Raw genomic sequence first — 23,433 nt, 5'->3', positions numbered from 1 at the left:
CCGGGGCGTATCCACCTTGTATAAAATCCTGTCGGTCAACCCGACATCGTCCAATGCTGGTTACGCATTTTCAGTTATGGACGTGGGGTTGCGAAAGGACGGTTTGCAGGGGTTCAAACGCGGGGCAGCGATGCATACAGGATGTAGCGCACGTACCGTTACGCAAAGCGTCTGATGCCACCCCTGCCGCGCGGTCGGTGCGACCGCACGGCAAACGTGACATTCAGCACGACATGCGAAACTGCTTCCGTCAGGACGCCGCCTGCAAGGGCGGGATGGTGTTGGCGATGCTCTCCCCAAACGGGCCGGTATTGTTCACGCTGGCCGCGGGGCGTGTGGCATGCGCCGTGGGTAGCAGGGGAAGAACGAGTTCACCGAAACGCCAGGCTTCCTCCAGATGCGGATAGCCGGAAAAGATGAAGCTGTCACAACCGGCCCTGCGATATTCGTCAATCCGCTCGGCAACGGTTGCCGGGTCGCCTACCAGTGCCGTGCCCGCCCCGCCGCGCACCAGCCCCACGCCCGCCCACAGGTTGGGGCTGACCTCCAGCCGGTCGCGCCGCCCCCCGTGCAGGGCGGCCATTCGCTGCTGCCCCACCGAACTGATACGCGAGAAGATCGCCTGCGCTTTCGCGATCGCCGCGTCATCCAGTCGCGAAATCAGCCGGTCCGCGGCCGCCCAGGCCTCTGCCGTGGTCTCGCGGACAATGACGTGCAGCCTGATGCCAAAGCTCAGTTCCCGCCCCTCCTTCTCCGCCGCCGCGCGGACACGGGCGATCTTTTCACGAACCTGCGCAGGAGGCTCGCCCCAGGTCAGGTATTTATCAACCCGTCTGGCGGCAACGCGGATGCCTTCATCCGACGAACCGCCGAAATACAGTGGGGGGCCATTCTTCTGGTGCGGGGGAAAGAGCAGGTGACCGTCCTCGATATGGAAATGCTTCCCGTGATGCGTCACCTGCTCGCCGCGCATCAGCCGCGAATAGATATCAAGGAACTCGTCCGTGACCGCATAACGTTCCGCGTGATCGAGGAAGACCCCATCCCCGGCGTTCTCTTTCGGGTCGCCGCCGGTGACGATATTGATCCGCAGCCGCCCGCCCGACAGGCGGTCAAGCGTCGACGTCATCCGGGCGGCCAGGGTGGGGGAGAGCAGACCGGGGCGCAGGGCGATCAGGAAATTCAGCCGCTCGGTCGTCGGTACGAGGGCGGAGGCCACCACCCAGGAATCCTCGCAACTGCGGCCGGTGGGGATCAGCACGCCATAAAAGCCCAGGCTGTCCGCCGCGCGGGCAACCTGCTGCAGATAGGCCAGATCGACCGAACGGCCCCCCTCCGCCGAGCCCAGGTAACGTGTTTCACCATGTGTGGGCAGAAACCACAGGACATTTATCTTTTCAGGAGCCTGAACCATCATACACTCTCATGAAACTGGATATTGTCAGGAACCGCCGCGCGGCACCGCGTAACGGCGGAAAGGTCTGGGCGAGAAGGACGAAGCCGTAGGGTTCGCCCCGGGGCAATCGATGTCACGAAACCATCTGGCGTTCCCCAAACAGTACTACCGGCTTCGATTTATCCGCTGGCAGGGAACGCTTCGTATTCCACTGTGTGATATAGTTTATTTCGATTATCGTCCCTCATGAATCATCATGAGTCAACGTGATTCTTGTATAATCAAACATATTTACGTATTTTTATGTATCTATATCATTATCGTGAAAAACAACGGTTATTCACTGTTGTTTACCGAAGGAAGTATCGCCCAGACCTCCCGGACCCAATTCACCCCTTCATGCTTCAATTTTAAAAACCGGAGAGTCCGTCAAAGGATTCTGGGTGCCGCGGCGGCAACGTCCGGTATCGTGGCCAGCAGGCCCGCTGCGTGAAAACCGTCAGCGATTGCCTGCTGGCCCGCAACCACGTCGGGCGTCATGGGCAGAAGGCCGTACCGCAGCTTCGCGAGTGAACGGGCGACCACATCCGGTGCCAGACCCGTACTGCGTGCAAGCAGGGCGATGACTTCATCCCTGTGGTTCGCGGCCCAGTCATCGCATTTCGCCACCGCCGCAAGGACGGAGCGCACCAGATCGGGACTCTCCTCGAAAAATCCACGGCGGGCGAGATAGAACGCGGTGCCTCCCTCCACGTCATCGCCGGTGGCGATCGTCCGGGTGCCCGCGTCCGCGCCGGACAGGTAAGGATCCCAGATGGCCCAGGCATCGACCTGTCCCGTCTCAAAGGCCGGTCGCGCCGCGGCAGGAAGAAGATAGGATACGGAAACATCACCAAGGCTCAGGCCATGTTTATGAAGTGAGGCAACAAGCAGCCAGTGGGCATCCGCCCCCCGCGTGACCGCAACGCGCCTGCCTTTCAGATCGGCAACCGAGCGGATCGTACTTGTGGCTGGAACGATGATCGCCTCGCTCGCGCCACAGCGCGCTTCATGCCCGGCATAGACCAGTGCATCGGGCGATGACGCCTGGACGAAGACGGGCGGCAGATCCCCCGTCTGCCCGAAATCCAGCGCACCGGCCACCAGCGCCTGCAACAGCGGCGGCCCGGCGGGGAACTGGGCCCACTCCACCCCGATTCCGGCGGGGCGCAGCGCATCTTCAAGAAACCCCTTCGTTTTCAGTAGGATGAGCGTGCCGTATTTCTGGTAGCCGACCCGGATCGTCCGGGTCGCGCCGCGCGCGCGCCACGGGATACCGGCCATGACCCCCTGGGCCGCCAGCGCGGCCATGACATGACGTCTTGAAAACAGCAAATCCCGTCTCCCTTGCAATATCGCCTGCCCGGCGCGTCAATCGTCGTGAACGCCCAGCGCGTCCAGCAATGTCTGGCGGAAGCGTTCGAAACCGGGGCTGGTGTGCCGGCGGGGCCGGTCCAGCGGGATGGGAAGATCCGTCCGGATACGCCCCGCCTCAAGAACCACCGCCCGGTCCGCCAGCAGGACCGCCTCATCCACATCATGCGTGACCAGCAGAACGGCGCAGCGATGGCGCTGCCATAGCGCGGCGACCAGACGCTGCATCTTGAGCCGGCTCAGCGCATCAAGTGCCGCGAAGGGTTCGTCCAGCATCAGAAAATCCGGTTCGCGCACCAGCGCCCTTGCCAGCGCCGCGCGCTGGGCCTCACCGCCGGACAGGGTCAGCGGCCATGCCTCGCTGCGATGGGCCAGTTCCACTTCCCCCAGAACGGCCTGCGCCCTTGCGCGGGCCTGCGCGTCTTTTTTCTGTCCCAGGACAACATTCTGCCAGACACGCCGCCATGGCAGCAGCCGGCTTTCCTGAAACACGACCGCCACATCGTCCGGGCGGTGGACCGTCCCGGCCGTTACCGGGTCAAGCCCCGCCAGCGTGCGCAATAATGTCGATTTTCCCGATCCGCTCCGCCCCAGCAGCGCGACAAACTCGCCCGGTGCGATACGCAGGTCCAGCCCGTCAAGCACTGCCGGACCACTGGCGAAACGGCGGGTCAGACCGCGTACCATGACGGCGGCAGCGGCGGATTGCGCCGTTGGTTCGGGGCGCGCCTGTTCCGGCATTGAAAACGTGTTCATGCGCTCTCTCCACGTCGCGGCGAAAGCGGACGCCAGGCCAGCAGCCACCTTTCCAGCCCCCGGACCAGATTATCGGACAGCAGGCCAAGCAGGCCGTACACCATCAGGCCCACCAGGATGATGTCGGTGCGCAAGAAATCTTCCGCATCCATCATCATGTGCCCGATGCCGCTTTCAGCGTTGATCTGTTCGGCCACGACCAGCATCAACCATGCGACCCCCACGGCATAACGCACCCCGACCAGAAGGTCGGGCAAGGCGGCGGGAAGAATGACGTCGCGCACTGTCTGCCCGCGTGAAAGCCCCAGTGTACGCGCCATTTCCAGCAGTTTCGGATCGACCGTGCGGATACCCTTGTGAAGGTTGAGATAGACGGGAAAAGTCGCGCCAAGTGCGACCAGAAGCACCTTTGGCGTCTCCCCGATCCCGAACCAGAGAATAAACAGCGGCACCAGCGCCAGCACCGGCAGCGTGCGCATGATCTGCAGGGGCGCATCGACGATATCTTCGCCCGCGCGGGACAGTCCTGAAACCAGGGCGAGACCGATTCCCGCCAGCAATGCGAGCGACAGCCCCGCTGCCGCGCGGAGCAGTGAGATGCCAAGATTGGCCTCCAGCGTGCCGTCACGTGTCAGCGACCAGGCCGTCATGGCGATCTGGGCGGGTGAGGCGACGAGGCGTGTCGAGAGAAAGCCCGCCGAACAGCAGACCTGCCACAGCGCCACGAGCGCCAGCGGCGACACGTAACGCGAGACATCCCGCCATCGTGGCAGGCGGCCACGTCCGGGTGGAATCGCGAACACTCCATTCGCCGCCAGACCATGCATGCGGATACCCGTGGGCAGGGAAGTCTCGGACATACGATCACCAACTGTAGTTTTGCGGATTCTATTACGATAAACGATAGTGGAATGATTCCACATATGAAGTCGTAGTTCAATATATTTTATACGGCACGAGTCGTGGATAAATTCCGGCGCGTCATTCCGCGCCTTTTATCCGTATGCATCCCTTGCTCCCGGCCCGGTCGGGATAATAATTAACAGACGCGAGCTGTTGTATTGACTCGAAACAAAACATATGAACGACTGATAGTCGTGATATTAACATATAACCATACGATTCGTTTATTGGGGATTGCGATGCGCGCCAGACCGGACGGACAGCAGGGATTGCGATGGACTTCACCGGACAGGCGCCGGGTCGCCCACTGCTCTCTGGCTTTCTCGCTGCTGCTGACCACGGGTGTCACCCGCCCGGGATATGCCGCCGCCCACCGTGCCCACCCCCGGCATGCAACGAAATCCGTCGGCACCCGTTCCCCCACGGCCCGCCCGGCATCCGTGATCGCCTCCCACCCCGAGGAAATGAAAGTCACCGCCACGCGCACGCTGTCGCGGCGTCAGATCCTCATGCGGCAGAACGATCCCGTGGCGGTGACGACCATCACCGAACATGACCTGCAATCGCACCAGATCACCAACATACAGCAGGCGGTGAAACTGTTGCCCGCGGTCTCGCTTCAGATCACCAATCCACGCAATACGGCCATCAATGTGCGCGGCCTTGGCAATTTCAGTTCCAGCGCGCAGGACGGGCTGGAAAACGGTACGGCCGTCTATATCGACGGCGTGTACCAGACACGTCCCGGCGCCGTTCTTGGTGATATAAGCGACCTGTCGGGCATGGAGGTGCTCAAGGGGCCGCAGGCGACGCGCGGCGGCGTGGATAACGATGGCGGCGCGATCAACATCACCACGCTCGCACCTTCCTTTACACGCGGTTACTCCGTCACGGGTGATTACGGCAGCTACAACACCGCCAATGTCCGGCTCCGGGCCACCGGGCCAGTCGGTTCCAGTGACAAGGTCGCCTTCAGCCTTTCAGGGTTTTCGATCAATCATGACGGTTACGTCAAAAACGTCACGACCGGCCGCGACTATCAGGATTATCACGATCTCGGCGTCAAGGGGCAGTTGCTGGCGGTTCCTACCGACAGGCTGACGCTCCGGCTGATCGCCGATTATTCGCACCTCAGGGAAAGCTGCTGCGTCACACCCTTCTCCACGGCGCTTACGCACTATGCCAACGGGGCTACCGTGATGGGAAATTACTGGCAGCGTGCCGCCTTCGCTGGCGCCGAACCGCTGCCCGCGCACGGAATCCGGGACATGCTGGTCGCCCTGCCTGCCACTGGCAGCCAGGCCGTCGATCAGGAAACATATGGTCTTTCGCTGGATGTCACCTACCGTCTGTCCCATGGGTGGAAGCTGGAAAACATCGCGGCGTGGCACGCCTGGTTCTGGTATCCGCATAACGGTTTTTCCGGCGGTCTTGGCACCACGCCGGGCCTGCGGACACTGACGGCGGGCAATAATCAGGTCTATGAACAGCACGCCACCGAGGAGATCAGGATATCATCACCGGAAGGACGCCGTTTTCACGTATCCGCTGGCGCTTTCTACATGTATGAGGAAGTGCCTGATTATACGCGCTGGCAGATTTCGGCCCAGGGTGCGAAATATTACGGCTATGGCCTGTCACCCGCCACGTACAATTCCGCCTATAACGGTGCGCTGTTCACATCGTCGGATAATCCGATCACCAACGATCTCGCGGGTTATGTACGCGCACGATACGACATAACATCGAAACTCTCGCTCGAGGGGGGATTCCGGTACTCCTTCGTTACGAAGTCCGGCAGCTATACGTCAACCATCGTCAACTCATCCAACCCCGCACTTGCCGCGGGTGTGCTGGGGGCTGCGACATCCTATCACGCATCGCATCGGGAAAACGAACCCAGTGGCACGTTAAGCCTTGTGTACCGTCCCACTGGCGACAATTTCGTCTATGCGACCTATAGCCGGGGGCTCAGGAATGGCGGCATCAATCTGGTCAGCCTGAACATTGCCCAGGGCGCCAATCCTGACGTGAAACCGGAAATCGACGATATGTTCGAGGTCGGGAGCAAGAATGCGTTTTTCAACAGGCGGCTTTTAGTCAATTTCGATGCATTCTGGAACAACGTGCATGATTATATCACCAGTGCCGCGTACTACACCTCGGCCGGCACCACGATTTCGTATCTGACAAATGCCAGGCACGTCGTTTCCCGTGGCTTCGAACTTGAGACACGGGGCACCATCCTGCCGGGTCTCGAAGGCCGCCTGTCGGCATCCTATACCGATGCGTTCTTCGCATCGTTCAACAACGCGTCTCATCCGCTCGAATCCTCCAACGTGCCGGGCCTCTACAGCCTGACGGGCAATCAGATCCCGTTGAATTCGCGATGGAACCTGTCCGCCGGGCTGGAATATACCACCCGGCTTGGAAACATCGGCAATCCATCCAGCCGGTTCTGGAGGCGGCTCATCTTCTTTGTCGGGGCTGATTATACCTATCGCAGCAGCTATTATGCCGATGCATCCGAATCCGCCTATACGCGCATCAGGCCGTACGGGCTGCTCGATGGCCATATCGGCATCCGCCCGGAATCCGGCAAATGGGATCTGAGCTTCTGGGGGCACAACATGCTGGACAAACGATATTTCATCACCATGACCCCCCTTGCCGCCGGCGCCGTGTTCTATGGGCAACTTGGCGATCCGGCGATGTTCGGCGGCGAATTCAGCTACCGGCTGTAGCATGGAGACTGGGTGGGGTTGCCTGACTGCTCACAGGCCCGTGGTATGTTCGATATCCGTGCGTCGATGCACCACCATTCCGTCAGGCCCGATATCAGCCAGAGCAGTATGACAAATACGGGATCATCTTGCATGCGACCCATCGGGTCGTGTCGCTTTCATCCGTTCCGTATCATAGCCCCGCGTGGCGGGGAGCTGCGGCAAACAGGGCAATGATCGCGGGGCAGAATGCCTTGAGATCATGCGGATTACGTGATGTGACCAGCGTGCCATCCGTCACCACATCCTGATCCACCCAATGTGCGCCAGCGTTGGTCAGGTCGGTACGGAGCGAGGGCCAGGATGTCATGGTGTGGCCACGTACGCCATCAGCGTCTATCAGGGTCCACGAACCGTGACAGATGGCGGCAATCGGTTTGTGGGACTGGACGAATTCCCGCACGAAGCGCACGGCTTCGGCATCCATGCGTAGATGATCGGGGTTTGTGGTGCCACCGGGCAGGACGAGACCGTCGAACTTCGCGGCGTCCGCCTGCCCGACAGATGTATCGACACGATAGCATCGGGTAGGATTTACATCTGCCTGCATGGCTTGAATCTCGCCGCTATGTGGCGAGACGAGAACCGTACGCGCCCCTGCCTTTCGCAGGGCCGCGACGGGTTCGGTCAGTTCCACTTCCTCAACGCCATCAGTGGCAAGTACGGCGATGGTGCGCCCCGCGAGGACATCTTTACCCTCCGTGGACTGAGTGCTCGGTGTGGAGGGCGTGGCCTGTATCCCATCACTGCGGTCCGTGCTGCATTCATGGCTTGCCATGACTGTTCCCCGTCATTTCTGTGAAAGGTTGCGCAAAGCATGTAGCGCCCGGCGCAGCCTGATCCTGACTTAACGGTCCCATCGCGCGGGTGTTCCCATGAATAACCGCACGTCGCTTCGCCCTATCGGGCGAATGTTAACCAGATTCAGGCCCCAGTGAGCGGGTGACATAAAACTTTAACATCTTTCTGCTATGCCAAACGTCACGATACTACGTATTATGGCCAGTAACTACCGTCCATAAAATAAAATTACATGGTATGATTGTGATTCTTGAAAATATAATACTGCAAAATGTCAAAGGTGATATTTGAAATACTTTAGTATTAAATTTTCCATAGGTCTTGTGCAGATCTGTATTGCGGCCGCCTGCATCACGGCTGGCATCTGTTCGGTCCGGGGCCTTAGCAGCGTCAACAACCACATAGACCAGATCAACCATAAATCTCTGGGCAGCATCCGGGCCATCGGCACAATAGGGGAGCAGCTTCGGGCGTTCCGGTCCACTGAAAGCGATCAGCTTGCCGCCACCACGCCCGAAGCCGTCAGTTCGTTGGAAGCGATGATCGGGCCGATCGCGCAGGGCGAAACCGATGCCATCGAAGCCTATGCGCCGCTGGTCGGTTCCCATCAGGAAGAAGCGCTTTTCCGTAATCTCCGTTCGGAATGGCAGCAGTACCGCGCCAGCCATGCCGAAACCTTTGCCGACCCGACCCGGTTTACCGACAGCGCCACGGCGACAACCGCCAACGCGCGGCTTCTGGACCAGCAGCAGGCCATGTCCGCCACGCTGTCATCCCTGACAACCATTAACACGGTGCGTGCCGGGTCGTACGCCCGGGCAGCGGAGCAAACCTACAGCATTACACTCCAGCGCGTTTACGGGGCCTATCTGGTCCTGTTCGTGGTTCTGGCGGCGTCCGTACTGGTCGTGTACTGTAATATCCTGCGGCCGCTCAAAAGAATAAACGCCACCATCAAGCAACTTGCGGGGGGCGATACCACGCTTGCATTCCCCTATGGCGACAGGGGGGACGAGATTGGCGATATCTCGCGCTCGCTGGAAGTGTTCCGCAGCGCCACGATCCGCGCTGAAACCCTTCAGAAAGAAGCCGAACACCAACGCGAGCAGGCCGAAATCAACCGACGCGTCATTCAGGACAGGGCGGAAGCGAATGCCCGTGCCCATCTGAAACAGGCGACGGGCGGCATGGCCGATGCGCTCAAGCGGATGGTCGGGGGAGATCTTTCATTCCGGATCGAAACCCCATTTTCCCCGGAATTCGAGCCGCTGCGCCGCGATTTCAACGAAGCGCTTACGCAACTGGCCAGTACATTTTCCGCCATGTCCACTTCCGTCCTTACGGTGGATGACGGCATTCAGGAAATGGCGACAGGCGCCGAGCATCTTGCCCGGCGAACGGCACAGGAATCCGCCTCGCTGGAGCAGACAGCGGCGGCTGTGGCAGGCATTGCCAAAAGTGTCGCGCTATCGGCGCGGCGTTCGGACGCGGCCCGCCAGATTGGTATTACGGCACGCGAAACCGCATCGGATTCCGCCCGGATTACCGATGAGACCGCCAACGCCATGCAACGGATCGAGGAAGGCTCAGGGCGTATCGTCTCCATCCTTGAGATGATCGATAATATCGCTTTTCACACCAATATACTGGCCCTGAACGCCAGCGTGGAAGCCGCGCGCGCGGGCGAAGTCGGGCGAGGATTTGGGGTGGTGGCCAGTGAAGTGCGCTCCCTTGCTGAAAAAAGCACGGAAGCCGCCCGGGATATCCGCGCGCTGGTCCTCAGCACCGCATCCGACATTCAGGAAGGCGCCAGCCGGGTTCGCGACAGCAGCGAGGCCCTGCGTGTCATTGTAGAATTCATTGCTGAGATAGGCGGGAACCTTGATGCGATCGCCCTTGCCTCCCACGAGCAGTCCATAAGTCTGGACGAGATCAATACCGCCATTGCTGCCCTGGATGGGGCAACCCAGCAGAATGCCGCCGTGGCCGAACAGTTCAGCGCCACATCCAGAAGCATCGTGGATGAAAGCCATAAACTGAATTCCCTGATCGGACAGTTCCTGCTGCCCGATGTCGATCCGGCGGAAGCACAGGATATGCTGATCGATCATGCCATGGAGGGCGGATCGCCCCTTCCGCAATGGATGGCGGACCTGGAGGCTGGTGCATGGTCATGGAAGGCCGGGAATGAACACGGAGAACTGAGGGCATGAGGCCGTTCCGCGCCCGTCTTGCCTGAACAGTAACAGGGTCATGTCATGAAGCGGGAGCAGCAGCGGAAGTCACCGCCGGGGCTTCTCGACCATAAATGACAACCGGGCGCACGGCACTGGTATTCGATGACCCTGGGCGTACTGCTGGCCTGCCCGACGGTACGCAGCAAGGGCATTTGCGGTAACGGCCCACATGCGCCGCGAGGATCTGGAGCGGCACGTCTTTGACGCCTGGCGTCATCATCTCATGGGCCCGGATCTGTTCACCGGGTTCAGTAATGACTTCACCATCAAGATGAACCGGCCGCGCCAGAGGGGAAGCCCGGCAACGCGAAGGGAGGTCAGGATTTTTATCAGGAGAGAGGGGCTATTTGATATTGCAATTCACTATCATTTGCTAAATAAGCGATCGGGTAATGTCACTATGTGAGCTTTGAAATGAGTCTTCGCGCGCTTTGCCTGAGCACCATCTGCATCTCCAGCCTGCTGGCTGGTACCCGCGGCCCGGCGGTTTCCGTTGCTTCCGCAAGCGAGGCCAGCCCTGTGCAGCAGAAGGCGAAAACCGCTTCCGCGTCCGGGGCGCAGCCTGCCGCCAGCCCGAAAAAAGACACGGCTCCCAAGGATGCAAAGGATGCGGACGCAGGCGGGCATGAGGATATTGTCGTCACCGCCGCCCGCAAAAACCGCATGTATGTAACCAGCGGCGGTGATCTGGGCGCGCTGGGTAACAAGAAGGGGCTGGATGTGCCCTTCAACATCCGCAGCTACAATTCCAGCCTGATCCTGAACCAGCAGTCACAGACACTGGGGGATGTGCTACTGAACGATCCCACCGTGCGTACGACGATGGGCTACGGCAACTATGCCCAGCTTTTCCAGATCCGTGGTTTCACCCTTTATGGCGATGATGTCGCGATTGATGGACTATACGGCGTTACACCGCGACAGCTCGTATCCCCGCAGCTTTATGATTCAGTGCAGGTTCTCAACGGCGCCAGCGCATTCCTGAACGGGGCCGCACCCGGTGGCTCGGCCATTGGCGGCAATGTCAACCTGATCCCCAAACGGGCGGCCGCGACGGATATTACCCGCATTACAGGCGATTATACGAGTAGTGGCCAGGGCGGGGGCGCATTCGACATAAGCCGCCGGTTTGGGAAGGACCACGCATTCGGATTCCGGTTCAACGCGGCGGGCATGGATGGTGAGACGCCGATCAAGGGCGAACGCCATGATGACGTGGCCCTTGGCGCCGAATTCGACTGGCACAATGAGGACACGCGCATCAACATGAACATGAACTACCAGAAACAGCAGGTTTTTGGTGGTCGAAGCGCGATCATTGTCTCCAGCCTGGCGGCGGGCATGCCAGCACCCAGGGCGACCGCCCCATCTGAAAACTGGGGGCAGCGCTGGGCCTATACGGATCTGGCCTATCTGTTCGGAACGCTGAACATCGAACATGATTTTGGGGAGCACATAACCGCCTACGGCAAATTCGGGGCCCAGAGCGGCAACGAAATGGGTAATTACGCGACCACCACGCTTACGAATTCCCATACCGGCGACGGCACGGTCGGCGCCATGGCCGATGCGTATAATGTCATGAACCAGGCGACGCAGGCCGGTGTGCGCGCGCATGTCACGACCGGTCCCATCAGACATGAGTTCAATGCAGGTGGATCCGCGATCTGGGAAGAATCGGATTCCGCCTACGCCATGAGCCTGACCCCCCAGGCGGGCAACATCTACCATCCCACGCAGTTCACACCTGCCGAAACCTTTACGGGGGGCAACCTGAGCAACCCCGGGCGCGTGGCCTGGAACAAGCTCTACAGCCTGTTCCTGTCGGATACGATGACCTTCTGGCATGACCGCATCGCGCTGACGGGTGGCTTCCGTTATCAGGATATTCTTTCCGATTCATTTGACTACGGTTCCGGCAAGCTGAACACGCATTACAATGCGGCGGCGTTTTCCCCGGTCATTGGTCTTGTGATTCATCCGGTCAGCAATGTTTCCCTTTACTTCAATCGTATCCAGGGCCTGTCGGCCGGGCAGACCGTCGGGTCAACCTATGTCAATGCCGGACAGGTTTTCGCCCCCTACCAGAGCACCCAGTACGAAGTCGGCGCCAAGTATGATGTCGGTCGCTTTGCCGCGGGTGTCGCCTTTTTCCAGACCTCCATGCCCTATGGGCTGACCGAAGCCTACGGGAATACGGGGCAGTCCATCTATACCCAGGATGGCAGGCAGCGTAACCAGGGCATGGAACTGACATTAAACGGCGAGATCGTGCGCGGCCTGCGCTTTAATGGCGGGCTGACACTTATTGATGCCAAGCAGATGCATACGGCTGGTGGAACCTATAACGGCAAGACCGTTATCGGCATTCCGAACTATACCATCAACGGCAACCTTGAATATGACGTACCGTTCATCAAGGGCCTGACACTGGTCGGGCGTGTCATCAGTACGGGCAAGCAGCAGTTCAACAATGCCAATACGGCGCACCTGCCGGCATGGTCACGTTTCGATCTTGGGGCACGCTACACGTTCCTTGCCGCCCAGAAGCCGCTGACCGCGCGTTTTGAGGTGGATAACATCGGTAACCAGCGTTACTGGGCTTCGGTCTACCAGAGCGATCTGGTCATGGGAGATCCCGAGACCTTCAAATTCTCCATCAGCGCCGATCTCTGATTCCCGGGGGAAGTGACACCTGCGATCATGCGACTATGCGTCTTTCTTCCCGCAGTGCACAAGGGGTGTGCTTTCCTGCGACTGGACGGCGGCATGGTCGCTTCCCGTCACGTAATCCTGTAGTTCCGCGGCTTCCTGTTCGGCATTTTCCGCGCGGAGTTTGACAATATCGCCGATGCTGACCAGACCCGCCAGCTTTCCATCTTCCAGAACCGGCATATGCCGACTGCGGGAATAGGTCATGCGGCAGGCGATATCATAGATACTGTCATCAGGTGTCGCGGTGGGAATATCCGTGCGCATGATATCCCTTGCCCGCACGGAGGAAATGTCCGGCCCCCGTTGTGCCAGTGCATTGACGATCATCTTTTCCGACACAAGACCGACCATCCCGCCATCGGGACCGATAACGGGCGCGCCACCAATATTGTGCTGCGCCAGTATGTCGGCCACGGCAGGGATCGGGTCATCTTCGCGCACGGTAATGACCGTGTGGCCCTTGCGGGCAAGGATATGAAAGACACGGGAGGACATGGGACAATCCTTTTTCATGTTTTCAGGCGGGAACCCGCAGGGGCCATATGCGGGAGACCCTCATTCACCGGGCCGCATGGTACCGCCGGAGGGGGGCAGAAGAAGCGGCTGGATGATACGGGCGGGAAAGAGCCCTCCAATAACCACGATCATGCTCAGAACGATGATCAGCGCAGTCAGTTCCGGTTGCGTGCGCCTGCCCATGTTCGCGCGGGGCGAAGTCGTCGCGCCGATCATGATCCGGATGATGTTCAGGTAATAATACAGCCCGATCACGCTTCCGGCCACGAGAACGCACAGCAGCAGGTCGCGCTGGTGTTCAACGCCGGTTGCCGCGATCTCGAATTTCGCAAAAAAACCGATGCCGGGCGGAATACCCGCAAGCGAAAGCAGCATGAGCGACATGGCCGTGGCCAGAAACGGGCGGGTGGAGAACACTCCCCTCCAGTCCGCAAGGGCAGTCCCGTCGGGGCCCGTGGGGGGTGCAAATGCACTCATGATGGCGAATACGCCCAGCGTGCTGACCGTGTAGGCGACCAGATAGACCGTGATGGCGCCCGATTGCAGCGGCCCGGGGGAAAAGAAGGCGATGAGAAGATAGCCCACATGCGCAATCGACGAACAGGCCATAAGGCGCATCAGGCTGCCCTGGCGCAGCGCCAGCAGGTTCCCGCCGAGAATGGTCAGGATAATAACGGCGCTCAGCACGCTGTTGAGGAAGGGGGGCACAGCCCCCGCCCCGAAATACCGCACAAATGCGCTGAACATGGCAATTTTCGAGACAACGGCAATGAAAGCCGCCACGGGAACCGGCGCGCCTTCCATAACGTCCGGAAGCCACATATGGAACGGAACGGCCGAAAGTTTGAAGAACATACCGACAAGGATCATGACCGTCGCGACCATCGCCATGGCGGGGGGCATGCCCTCGACCGGGACGGGCGGGGCAAACCGCAGCGAACCCGTGCAGGCGTAGGCCAGACCCATGCCAAAAAGCAGGATAGCCGAAGACAGGCCCGAAAGGATGAGGTATTTCATCGCCGCTTCACAGGCCTGCATGAAGTGATGATGGCGAAAGGCCAGAAGCCCCAGAAGGGACATGCCCACTATTTCCAGCCCCAGGAAAAAGGGGATGTAGTTCGCGCTGAACACCATGGCGGTCGCGCCAAGCGTGGCTAACACCAGCAGCAGGGAATATTCCCCCCCCGGGCACATTTTCCCGCATGCCACATCACGCCATGACATGAGAAGGATACATAGCGCGGAGAACAGGACCAGCAGGCCCGTGCAGGCTGTCCAGCGGTCCTGAACGAACAGCCCCGCCCCGTCATGGGGCAATGCGCCGACATGACAGGTCACCGTGGCAAGGGCGGCCAGTAACGTGACGAGCCCAAGCGAAAGGCCGCGCGCAACCGAACGCCGCCACGCCATGTCCGCCAGCATGAGCATGATCCCCGCCGAGAGCACGGGCAGGGGAAGGGGCAGAAACAGGTCATGCACGATCATGGCGCAGCCTCCCCCCGGCTGCTTGCCGCCGCAATGGACAGGGGAGAGGGGGAGGCAAACGTCATGAAGGGTTGCGGATAAAGGCCAAGCACCACCAGAAAAGCCATGATGCAGCCGAAAATCGTCACCTGCCCTGCGGCAAGGTCCGTTACGGGGGGCAGGCTGGCCTGCGGCGGGGCCAGGAAAATGCGATTGACCATCCGCAACGCGTAGATGGCGGCCAGAACCAGCCCGGTGGAAGCCAGTACCGCAATGGGCGGGCTGACATGCCACGTCGCGAGCAGGACAAGGAATTCCCCGGCGAAATTCCCTAGTCCCGGCATGCCGAGTGAGGCCACCGCAAAAAACAGCCCCATGCTGGACAGGCGCGGCATGGCCCCCCACAACCCGCCAATGCGGTACATGTCGCGCGTGTGCAGGCGGTCCTGAATGGAACCGGCAATCAGGAAAAGCGCGCCCGTGCTCAGGCCATGCGCCAGCATCTGCACAATTGCGCCCAGCATGCCCATGCGCGAACCGGTAAAGATGCCAAGCAGCACAAAACCCAGATGGCTGATGCTGCTATAGGCGATCAGGCGTTTGACATCATCCTGCGCGCAGGACAGCCACGCGCCATAAAGGATCCCGGCCACGCCCAGTCCCATGGCCACCGGGGCGAAACGGGTGGCCGCATCGGGAAAGAGCATGACATTGAACCGGATCATGCCATAGCCGCCGGTCTTGAGCAGGATGCCCGCCAGCAGCACGCTCGCCGCCGTGGGGGCCTGCGTATGGGCGTCGGGCAACCAGACATGGACCGGCACGACGGGAAGCTTGACGGCGAAGGCGATGAAGAACCCCATCATGAGCAGCATGGACAGGCCGGGGGACAGCGGTGTCGCGGCCAGCGTGAAATAGTCGAATGTCAGCACCCCGGTCGCACGGTAATGCGCGGTGACAAGACCAAGGATGGACAGCAGCATGAGCAGTCCGCTGCCCTGCGTGAACAGGAAGAATTTCATGGCGGCGCGCTGCCTGTCCTCATGCCCCCATGCGGCGATCAGGACGAACATCGGCACCAGCATCAGTTCCCAGAAAAAGAAGAACACGAAAAGATCGGTCGCAAGGAACGTCCCGATAATACCCGTAAGCGCCGCGAACATGGTAAAATGGAACGCCCCCGTATTGCCCGTGACCTGGCGTGTGGCAAGGAACACGCACGGAAAGCACAGGATAAGGGACAGCCAGATCAGCGAAAGCGAAAGCCCGTCCATGTCAAGCCGGATGGCAATTCCCAGCGCCGGGATCCAGGGCATGGAAAAATGTTCCCGCCATGGTCCCGCATGGGTGGGATGGGCGAAAGTCGTGACCAGCAGCAGCACTGTTTCCAGCACCAGGGTCAAAAGCGCGATCCGCCACGCCGCGCCCGGGCGTGGGCGGTCAGCCAGCCATGCTACACCCCCACCCAGGATCGGCAGCATCACCAGTGCGGGAAGCGGGCTCATGACAGCATCACCGCCGCGAATGCCGCGCACAGCCCGCCCGCAACCCACGCCGCGTACCAGCGCACGCGGCCATTTTGCACCCAGGCCAGAAGGCGACTTCCTTCGCGCGTCATCATGACCGTTCGCGCGGCCACCGTGTCGAGCAGGTCCTTTCTTATGTGTGCAAGCCAGACCAGCAGGCGCAGTGGCTGCACCAACAGGCGGTCATACAGCACATCCATGCCCCGCCCGGTTCGGGCAAGGCGGATAATGGCGGCCTGTCCCGGCATTTCGCGCATGATGGGAGAGACGCGCCCCCACAGCACCCATGCCACCGCAAGACCGCCAAGGGGAACGACCGCCCCCGCCAGCACAAGCCATGCAGGTTCGTGCGCGGGTGAAGGGGGTGCGCCGGGAGAAAGCAGTGCTGTAAACAGATGAACGGGTGCAATGGTATCGGGCATTTCAATAACCCCGCCAAACACGCTGAGGAAGGAGAGACAGGCAAGCGGAACAGCCATGAGCCCGGGTGTCCGGCTGGTGACGGCGGTTTTCGCATCCCCAAAAAAGACGATGAAAACGCAGCGGAAGATGTAAAGCGTGGTCAGGAAAGCGCCCAGCAGTCCCATCCCCCACATGATGCGTCCGGACACGATGATATGGGGCGTAAGCTCAAGCCGGGCGTGCCACACGCCGCTCAGGATCATTTCCTTGCTGTAGAAGCCCGCCGTGACCAGTGGCAGCCCCGCCAGCGCGGATGCCCCGGCCACGAAGGCGGCGGTAATACCCGGCAAAGTGCGGCGCAGCCCCCCCATGCGGAAAATATCCTGTTCATGATCGACGCGCATGATGAGCGCACCCGCCGCGAGAAAGAGCAGCGCCTTGAAAAAGGCATGGGTCATCAGGTGAAAGAGCGCGGCCTGCCACGCCCCGCACCCCAGCGCGAGAAACATGTAGCCAAGCTGGCTGATGGTGGACCATGCAAGAATACGCTTGAGATCGGACTGCACCAGCGCCGTGCATGCCGCCATGAGAAGTGTGAGCGTTCCGATCACGGCCACAAGCGCCATGACCGCCGGGACAGCCGCGAACAGGACATGCAGCCGCGCAAGCAGGTAGACCCCCGCCGTCACCATGGTGGCGGCATGGATCAGGGCCGAAGTGGGCGTCGGCCCGGCCATGGCGTCGGGCAGCCATGTCTGGAACGGGATCTGGGCCGATTTGGCCAATGCGCCGACAAGCACGAACACCGCCGCCGCGGCAAGGGCGGGCTGTGGCACCTGACCCGCCATGGTGGCCGCCAGCACGGACCCGATCCGCAGCGTGCCGGTTACGGTGGCCAGCAGCAGCAGGCCGCACAGCATCGCGGTATCCCCGATGCGGGTCATGAAGAAGGCCTTGCGTGCGGCTGCCGTATTGGCCGGGTTGTCATACCAGAACCCGATGAGCAGGTAGGAACACAGCCCCACCCCTTCCCACCCGATGAACAGGCACAGCAGGTCGGAAGCCAGCACCAGCACAAGCATGGCGGCCACGAACAGGGTCATGCACCCGAAGAAGCGCGCAATGCCCGGATCCCCTGCCATGTACCGCGCGGCATAGACATGGATCAGCAGGCCCACGACCGTGACGACAAGGATCATGACCAGCGAGAGCCGGTCCAGCATGAAGGCGATATCCGCTGAAAAACCGGTCACATGCATCCATTCCCACAGGTTGGCGCGCACGACCCCGTCCTGCGGTCCCGATACGAGCCCGGCCGCCAGTACGATGCTGAGAAAGGCGCCAAGCCCCACGCCGCCACACGCCACCCACCCCACCCCACGCGCGGACAGCCGCCCGGCGGACACGAATACGATGAGGGAGGCCGCAAGCGGGCACAGAACAAGCAGGGGAAGGAAAGGGGCGGCCATGATCCTATCCTTGCAGAAGGTTGCCGGTATCGGCGTCGAGCGTGGGGCGGCCACGGGCATGCAGGCAGAGTATGATGGCAAGCCCCACCGCCGTTTCCACGGCGGCGAGCGCCAGAATCATGAGGAACATCACCTGCCCCGATGCATCATGCCAGCGCGCGCCCGCGGCGACGAAAAGCAGGGCCGTGGCATTGAGCATGATGTCGAGTGACATCAGCATGAACACGAGGTTGCGCCGCACCAGCACCCCGGCAAGCCCCACCGAAAAGAGCACGCTGGCCAGGAACAGGCTTTCACCAAGGGAAAGGGCAGGCATGTCAGCGGTCCTCCATGCGGTTGCGCCCGATGTGAAAGGCCGAGACGAGACCGGCAAGAAGAAGGAATGACGCCAGTTCGACCATCAGCACGTAGCGCCCGAACAGGCTCAGTCCCACATCATGCGCCCCGATGGGAGAAAGGGGCCAAGCAGGGCCGGAAAAGGGGTCGATGGTGGTGAGAAGCCCCCCGCACAGAAAGGCCGCAAGCACCCCCGGCCCAAGCCACGCGCGCGGCCTGAGCCATTCCTTCTCCCGCGCGGTGTCGGGCTGGCCCATGTTGAGCATCATGATCACGAACACGAACAGCACCATGATGGCGCCCGCGTAGATGATGACTTCCAGCACCGCCGCGAACGCAGCACCCAGCAGGGCCAGCACCACCGCCAGCGCCAGCAGCGTCACGACCAGATAGAGCAGGGCATGCACGGCCACCCGCCGCGTGATGACCATGATGGCCCCCACAAGCGTCATACCGGCGGAAAAGAGGGCCAGGGCATGCATGGCGCGCTACGGCAGCAGGGAGTGCAGGTCGACCGGGGGGCGCTCGTGTTCGGATGCGCCCCGGTCCTTGCCGGGCACGGGAATGCCGGCGACATGGTAGAAACTGTAGCCGGGATACTTCCCGGTGCCGCTGATCAGCAGGTCTTCCTTTTCATATACAAGGTTGGGGCGGGCGTATTCGCCCATCTCGAAATCGGGCGTGAGTTGGATGGCGTAGGTGGGGCAGGCTTCCTCGCAGAAGCCGCAGAATATGCAGCGGGAGAAATTGATCCGGAAATATTGCGGATACCACCGCCCCTCCGCCTCCGTCTTCTGCAGGCTGATACAGTCCACCGGGCAGGCGACGGCGCACAGGTTGCACGCAACGCAGCGTTCCGCGCCATCGGGATCGCGTGAAAGGATGATCCGCCCCCGGTAACGCGGGGGCAGGTAGGGCTGCTCCTCCGGATAGCGCACGGTCGCGCGCCGGTGGAATGCATGGAGGAAGGTCAGCAGCACGGTGCGCAGGGTATCAAGCATGGGGCATGCCTTTGCGGTGGGCGCGTCAGGGGGCTGCGCGCAGCATCATGAGAGTTCCGGTCGCCATGACATTGAGGAGCGAGAGCGGCAGCAGGACTTTCCACCCCAGCGCCATCAACTGGTCGTAGCGCGGGCGGGGCAGGGCCGCGCGCAGCAGGATGAAAAACGCCACCATGCCGCCCGCCTTGAGCGTGAACCACAGGGCGGCGGGCAGTACCGGCCCCTGCCATCCTCCCAGATAGAGCGTGGTGACAAGGGCCGAGACCAGAACGATCCCGGCATATTCGGCCAGAAAGAACATGCCGAACTTCATGCCCGAATATTCGGTGTGAAAGCCTGCCCCCAGTTCGTTTTCACCTTCGGGCAGGTCGAAGGGCAGCCGGTGTGTCTCCGCAATGCCGGCAAGTACGAACACGCCAAACCCGAGGCATTGCGGGATGATGAACCACATGCCCGCCTGCGCGGCCACGATCGCGCGCAGGTTGAAGGAACCGGCGGCCATGACCACGCCCAGCAGGGAAATCCCCATGAAGACTTCGTAGCTGATCATCTGCGCCGCCGCCCGCATACCGCCCAGCAGCGCATATTTGCTGTTGGACGCCCACCCGGCCAGGACAACGGCGTAAACCCCCAGCCCCATCATGGCGACGATGAACAGCAGCCCCACATTCAGCCCGCCCGCGATGCCCGCCACGGATGTTACGGGAATGACGGCAAAGGACAGCAGCACCGTCATCATGCCGATGGTGGGGGCGAGGATGAACACGCCCCTGTCCGCGAATGGGGGCACCCAGTCCTGCTTGAACAGGATCTTGACGCCATCCGCCACGGCCTGGAACAGCCCGCCCGGCCCCACGCGGTTGGGGCCATGACGATCCTGCCATAACCCGAGCAGCCGCCGCTCGACCCATGTCAGCAGGGTGGAAAGGCCAAGGAGCGCAAGCGGCGCAAGAATGATGGGCAACAGGGACAGCCGTGTCATGACCCGCCTCCCGCCCCGACCGCGCCGTCCAGTTGCGCCCGACGGGGAAAGCGAAAGGCGCGCGCCACCATGTGGGCCGGGCACAGCACAAGGCCGGGGGGCAGTCCGGGGAGAGGTTCGACAGGCAGGACATGCGCCCCGTCCTCCAGATGGAGTGTCATGTGGGTGGCCGGGGCGAACCCCACGGGCACGCGCAGGGTGGGGGCGGATGCGCGGGCCGCGACGGGGGGGGAGAGCATGCTCAGTTCCTCGCTGCCAAACACGCGCGCATCGGGAAGTACCAACACGCTGTCTTCACGCGCCACAAACGGGGGTGGAATGTCGGTGCTGTAGGGATAGGGCGCATCCGGGGCGCCGTCGCGCCCGGTTGCGGGAAACAGCCGGATACCGGATTCCCCGCCACGCAGCGCGCCCCCGATTTCGCCCTGGAAGCGGTTGAGCGCCTGCACCGAGTTCCATGATGGCACCTGATACCCCGGCACCAGCGGGGCAGGCATGTCCGGGCCGTAAGCCCCTTCCATCGAACTGCTGAAGGGTGTGTCCGGGCTGGCGGGCGGCGGCTGGTCATGCACGCTTATGTAGGACCGGATCACGGTGCGCCCGCTGGCGCGGTAGGTCTGGCTGCGCAGTTTCTGGCCATCCAGGCGGTAATCGGCGCCGGGGGCCGCGTTTACGGTGGCGGCAAGGGCGGGAAACGCCCGGCCCAATGCGGCAATGACATCATCAAGGCACTGCCAGTCGGTCAGCCCCGCTGGCTGGGGTTGCGCCGTGCTGCGGGCAAGGGCCTGCACCCAGCGCCAGCCCGCCTGTAGGGGAGCGGCCGGGAAAACCGCCTGGAAAAAACGTTGCGCCCGGCCTTCGTGGCTGACCAGCGTGCCGCTGTACTCGCTAAAGGCGGCGACGGGCAGCACAAGGCCCGCATGCTGGCAGAGCGGCGTGAGCGTATGGTCCATAATGACGATATTCGGCACGGAAGCCACGAGTTCGGCCACCGCCGCCGGGTGCAGGTGACGGGTCAGGTCATTCTCCGCAATGACGAGGGTGGCAATTTCCCCCGCCTTCGCCCGTTCCACCACTGCATCGAGCGACAGGCCGCCAAGCATGGCCAGCCCCATGCTGTTGCATTCCGGCAGTACCAGCGACAGTCCGGCTGGCGGCCCGCGCCGCGCAAGGGCGGCTGCGATACCGGCCGCCGCGTGCAACAGCGCGGGCGCGCCATAATGCATGCCCGATACGATAACGGGCTTTTGCGCCGCCATGAGCGTGGCCGCGATATGTTCCGCCAGCAGGCTTTCTTCCTCCGCCAGTCCTGTCACCGCCGGGGCGGATGGGTCGATCAGGTGGGCGATGGCGAAGCCAAGGCGCGCGATATCATCGGGGGCAGCGCGAAAGCTCCGTGCCGCCACGTCATCCAGATCGGTCGGGGCGGGGGTCATGACATACAGGCCGGAGGGGCAGTCGCACCCCAGAGTGCGCACCGCCGCATCCATCCAGCGTGGAACCCTGGCCGCATCGGCGGCGTGAAAGGAAGCCTGCCGGACGGACTGGCGCAGGCTGAGGCCAAGCCGGGGGGCGGTGGCGCATACATCCTCGCCCAGTACCAGAACGGCGTCGGCACTTTCCATGTCGTGCAGGGTGGGAACGGGGCCTGGATGCCCGCGCAGCAGGGTATGGACCAGTTCCGTACATACCTGCTCCTGCTGCGTCAGGCCGGTGCAGAAATTCTGCGGCCCCACGAACGCATGCAGGCTGAAGCAGGTTTCCAGCGCGGCGCGGGGCGAGGCTATGCCCACCATCGGCCCCTGCGCCGCCATGCGCGCGAACGCCGCCAGCGCATCGGCCACGGGCATGCAGGCGGACTGTCCCGCAATGGTGTGCATGGCCGTGCGGATGCGTGAGCCGGCATTGACAAAGCCGTGCCCGAACCGCCCCCGGTCGCACAGGAGGTAGCGGTTGACGTCGGCATGGTAGCGGTTGAGAACGCGGCGGAGGGTTTCCTCACGCGCATTGACGATGGTGTTGCAGCCCACCGCGCAATGCACGCATACGGAGGGCGCGCCGCGCATGTCCCATTTGCGGGTATAGATGGCGGAGAAGGGTTTGTCGGTAAACACGCCGGTAGGGCAGATTTCCACCAGATTGCCGCTGAAGGTGTTTTGCAGCGTCCCATCGCCCGCCCGCCCGAAATAGACGTTGTCATGCGATGCGAAGGCCGCCAGATCGTCTCCGCCCGCATAGTCGCGGTAGAACCGCACGCAGCGGTAACAGGCGATGCAGCGGTTCATTTCATGCTTCACGAACGGGCCAAGGTCCTGGTTGCGATGGGTGCGCTTGGTGAAGCGGTAGCGGCGGATATTGTGCCCGGTCATCACGGTCATGTCCTGCAGGTGGCATTCGCCGCCTTCTTCACAGACCGGGCAGTCATGCGGATGGTTGACCATCATCCATTCGATCACGCCCGCGCGGAATTCCCGGGCCTCGTCATCCGCGATCGACACGATGGCGCCATCGCTCACGGGGGTCATGCAGGCCATCACGATACGGCCTGTCGTGTCGTCGGGACCACTGAACTGCCGGATCGCGCACTGGCGGCACGCCCCGACGGAACCAAGTTCGGGATGCCAGCAGAAATAGGGCAGCGCCTCTCCTGCTTCCAGGCAGGCCTGTAACAGGTTGATGCCGGAACGGGTGGGGTGGTCCCTTCCATCGATGCGGATGCTGGTCATGATCGCG

Annotated in this window: 18 protein-coding genes; 4 read left to right on the top strand and 14 right to left on the bottom strand. The window is 61.8% G+C overall.

The features are described from left to right. Positions 1-250 precede the first annotated feature (250 nt). The 4 genes from ssuD to LDL28_RS06845 form a co-directional block, all read right to left on the bottom strand. Entirely contained in the window at positions 251-1,417 is a 1,167-nt protein-coding gene (ssuD, locus tag LDL28_RS06860) for an FMNH2-dependent alkanesulfonate monooxygenase (RefSeq protein ID WP_233057884.1), read from the bottom strand. 408 nt (positions 1,418-1,825) lie between these two features. After that, a complete protein-coding gene (locus LDL28_RS06855) occupies positions 1,826-2,770 on the bottom strand; it encodes an aliphatic sulfonate ABC transporter substrate-binding protein (protein WP_233057883.1) in 945 nt (314 codons plus the stop codon). Between the two features lie 36 nt (positions 2,771-2,806). Then, positions 2,807-3,550: an ABC transporter ATP-binding protein gene (locus LDL28_RS06850; protein ID WP_233059219.1), complete on the bottom strand. Its 744-nt coding sequence runs from the start codon at positions 3,548-3,550 to the stop codon at positions 2,807-2,809. Between the two features lie 11 nt (positions 3,551-3,561). Beyond that, positions 3,562-4,425 (bottom strand): ABC transporter permease, encoded by an 864-nt coding sequence (locus tag LDL28_RS06845; protein WP_370636265.1) that lies wholly within the window; start codon positions 4,423-4,425, stop codon positions 3,562-3,564. 282 nt (positions 4,426-4,707) lie between these two features. On the opposite strand from LDL28_RS06845, the gene LDL28_RS06840 reads away from it, so the two are divergent. Continuing rightward, entirely contained in the window at positions 4,708-7,212 is a 2,505-nt protein-coding gene (locus LDL28_RS06840) for a TonB-dependent receptor (RefSeq protein WP_233057882.1), read from the top strand. 172 nt (positions 7,213-7,384) lie between these two features. Here the strand turns inward: LDL28_RS06840 and LDL28_RS06835 are convergent, their stop codons facing one another. After that, positions 7,385-8,029 (bottom strand): type 1 glutamine amidotransferase domain-containing protein, encoded by a 645-nt coding sequence (locus LDL28_RS06835; protein ID WP_233057881.1) that lies wholly within the window; start codon positions 8,027-8,029, stop codon positions 7,385-7,387. Between the two features lie 346 nt (positions 8,030-8,375). Here LDL28_RS06835 and LDL28_RS06830 point away from each other — a divergent pair, with 346 nt between their 5' ends. The 3 genes from LDL28_RS06830 to LDL28_RS06820 all read left to right on the top strand — a co-directional run bounded on the left by LDL28_RS06830 (position 8,376) and on the right by LDL28_RS06820 (position 12,965). After that, entirely contained in the window at positions 8,376-10,265 is a 1,890-nt protein-coding gene (locus tag LDL28_RS06830; RefSeq protein WP_233057880.1) for a methyl-accepting chemotaxis protein, read from the top strand. Positions 10,266-10,458: 193 nt separating this feature from the next. After that, on the top strand, positions 10,459-10,695 hold the full coding sequence (locus LDL28_RS06825; RefSeq protein ID WP_233057879.1) for a hypothetical protein: 237 nt from the start codon (positions 10,459-10,461) through the stop codon (positions 10,693-10,695). A gap of 8 nt (positions 10,696-10,703) precedes the next feature. Continuing rightward, positions 10,704-12,965 (top strand): TonB-dependent siderophore receptor, encoded by a 2,262-nt coding sequence (locus LDL28_RS06820; RefSeq protein ID WP_233057878.1) that lies wholly within the window; start codon positions 10,704-10,706, stop codon positions 12,963-12,965. A 33-nt stretch (positions 12,966-12,998) separates the two neighbouring features. Here the strand turns inward: LDL28_RS06820 and LDL28_RS06815 are convergent, their stop codons facing one another. Genes LDL28_RS06815 through nuoG form a run of 9 tightly spaced genes read right to left on the bottom strand, consistent with a single transcriptional unit; the run spans position 12,999 to position 23,426 of the window. After that, on the bottom strand, positions 12,999-13,499 hold the full coding sequence (locus LDL28_RS06815; protein WP_233057877.1) for a CBS domain-containing protein: 501 nt from the start codon (positions 13,497-13,499) through the stop codon (positions 12,999-13,001). Between the two features lie 60 nt (positions 13,500-13,559). After that, positions 13,560-15,005 carry an NADH-quinone oxidoreductase subunit N gene (locus LDL28_RS06810; protein WP_233057876.1) on the bottom strand — a complete coding sequence of 482 codons (1,446 nt, stop codon included), beginning with the start codon at positions 15,003-15,005 and terminating at the stop codon, positions 13,560-13,562. Continuing rightward, positions 15,002-16,489, bottom strand: coding sequence for a NuoM family protein (locus tag LDL28_RS06805; RefSeq protein ID WP_233057875.1), 1,488 nt, complete (start codon positions 16,487-16,489; stop codon positions 15,002-15,004). Before LDL28_RS06805 ends, LDL28_RS06810 begins: the two co-directional genes overlap by 4 nt. Continuing rightward, entirely contained in the window at positions 16,486-18,381 is a 1,896-nt protein-coding gene (gene nuoL, locus LDL28_RS06800) for an NADH-quinone oxidoreductase subunit L (protein WP_233057874.1), read from the bottom strand. The genes LDL28_RS06805 and nuoL overlap by 4 nt, the downstream gene beginning before the upstream one ends. 4 nt (positions 18,382-18,385) lie before the next feature. Further along, complete coding sequence (nuoK, locus tag LDL28_RS06795) at positions 18,386-18,697, bottom strand: NADH-quinone oxidoreductase subunit NuoK (RefSeq protein WP_233057873.1); 312 nt, start codon at positions 18,695-18,697, stop codon at positions 18,386-18,388. A gap of 1 nt (position 18,698) precedes the next feature. Next, positions 18,699-19,199: an NADH-quinone oxidoreductase subunit J gene (nuoJ, locus tag LDL28_RS06790; RefSeq protein WP_233057872.1), complete on the bottom strand. Its 501-nt coding sequence runs from the start codon at positions 19,197-19,199 to the stop codon at positions 18,699-18,701. 6 nt (positions 19,200-19,205) lie between these two features. Then, positions 19,206-19,718, bottom strand: a complete 513-nt coding sequence (gene nuoI / locus LDL28_RS06785; RefSeq protein ID WP_233057871.1) for an NADH-quinone oxidoreductase subunit NuoI — start codon at positions 19,716-19,718, stop codon at positions 19,206-19,208. A 25-nt stretch (positions 19,719-19,743) separates the two neighbouring features. Beyond that, positions 19,744-20,700, bottom strand: a complete 957-nt coding sequence (gene nuoH / locus LDL28_RS06780) for an NADH-quinone oxidoreductase subunit NuoH (protein WP_233057870.1) — start codon at positions 20,698-20,700, stop codon at positions 19,744-19,746. After that, on the bottom strand, positions 20,697-23,426 hold the full coding sequence (gene nuoG, locus LDL28_RS06775; RefSeq protein WP_233057869.1) for an NADH-quinone oxidoreductase subunit NuoG: 2,730 nt from the start codon (positions 23,424-23,426) through the stop codon (positions 20,697-20,699). Before nuoG ends, nuoH begins: the two co-directional genes overlap by 4 nt. Between the last annotated feature and the right edge of the window lie 7 nt (positions 23,427-23,433).

The organism is Komagataeibacter sp. FNDCR2 (assembly GCF_021295395.1).
Lineage (GTDB): Bacteria > Pseudomonadota > Alphaproteobacteria > Acetobacterales > Acetobacteraceae > Komagataeibacter.
The sequence above is the reverse complement of the archived record's forward strand: the minus strand, read 5'-3'. Positions and strand labels throughout refer to the sequence as shown.

Excerpts from the sequence above, each read along its gene's own strand:
- nuoI (WP_233057871.1), bottom strand. The coding sequence starts at position 19,718 with ATGCTTGATACCCTGCGCACCGTGCTGCTGACCTTCCTCCATGCATTC.
- ssuD (WP_233057884.1), bottom strand. The coding sequence starts at position 1,417 with ATGATGGTTCAGGCTCCTGAAAAGATAAATGTCCTGTGGTTTCTGCCC.
- LDL28_RS06805 (WP_233057875.1), bottom strand. The coding sequence starts at position 16,489 with ATGAGCCCGCTTCCCGCACTGGTGATGCTGCCGATCCTGGGTGGGGGT.
- nuoJ (WP_233057872.1), bottom strand. The coding sequence starts at position 19,199 with ATGCATGCCCTGGCCCTCTTTTCCGCCGGTATGACGCTTGTGGGGGCC.
- LDL28_RS06810 (WP_233057876.1), bottom strand. The coding sequence starts at position 15,005 with ATGATCGTGCATGACCTGTTTCTGCCCCTTCCCCTGCCCGTGCTCTCG.
- nuoL (WP_233057874.1), bottom strand. The coding sequence starts at position 18,381 with ATGGCCGCCCCTTTCCTTCCCCTGCTTGTTCTGTGCCCGCTTGCGGCC.
- nuoK (WP_233057873.1), bottom strand. The coding sequence starts at position 18,697 with ATGCCTGCCCTTTCCCTTGGTGAAAGCCTGTTCCTGGCCAGCGTGCTC.
- LDL28_RS06840 (WP_233057882.1), top strand. The coding sequence starts at position 4,708 with ATGCGCGCCAGACCGGACGGACAGCAGGGATTGCGATGGACTTCACCG.
- LDL28_RS06835 (WP_233057881.1), bottom strand. The coding sequence starts at position 8,029 with ATGGCAAGCCATGAATGCAGCACGGACCGCAGTGATGGGATACAGGCC.
- LDL28_RS06815 (WP_233057877.1), bottom strand. The coding sequence starts at position 13,499 with ATGTCCTCCCGTGTCTTTCATATCCTTGCCCGCAAGGGCCACACGGTC.
- LDL28_RS06825 (WP_233057879.1), top strand. The coding sequence starts at position 10,459 with ATGCGCCGCGAGGATCTGGAGCGGCACGTCTTTGACGCCTGGCGTCAT.
- nuoH (WP_233057870.1), bottom strand. The coding sequence starts at position 20,700 with ATGACACGGCTGTCCCTGTTGCCCATCATTCTTGCGCCGCTTGCGCTC.
- LDL28_RS06850 (WP_233059219.1), bottom strand. The coding sequence starts at position 3,550 with ATGCCGGAACAGGCGCGCCCCGAACCAACGGCGCAATCCGCCGCTGCC.
- LDL28_RS06845 (WP_370636265.1), bottom strand. The coding sequence starts at position 4,425 with ATGTCCGAGACTTCCCTGCCCACGGGTATCCGCATGCATGGTCTGGCG.
- nuoG (WP_233057869.1), bottom strand. The coding sequence starts at position 23,426 with ATGACCAGCATCCGCATCGATGGAAGGGACCACCCCACCCGTTCCGGC.
- LDL28_RS06820 (WP_233057878.1), top strand. The coding sequence starts at position 10,704 with ATGAGTCTTCGCGCGCTTTGCCTGAGCACCATCTGCATCTCCAGCCTG.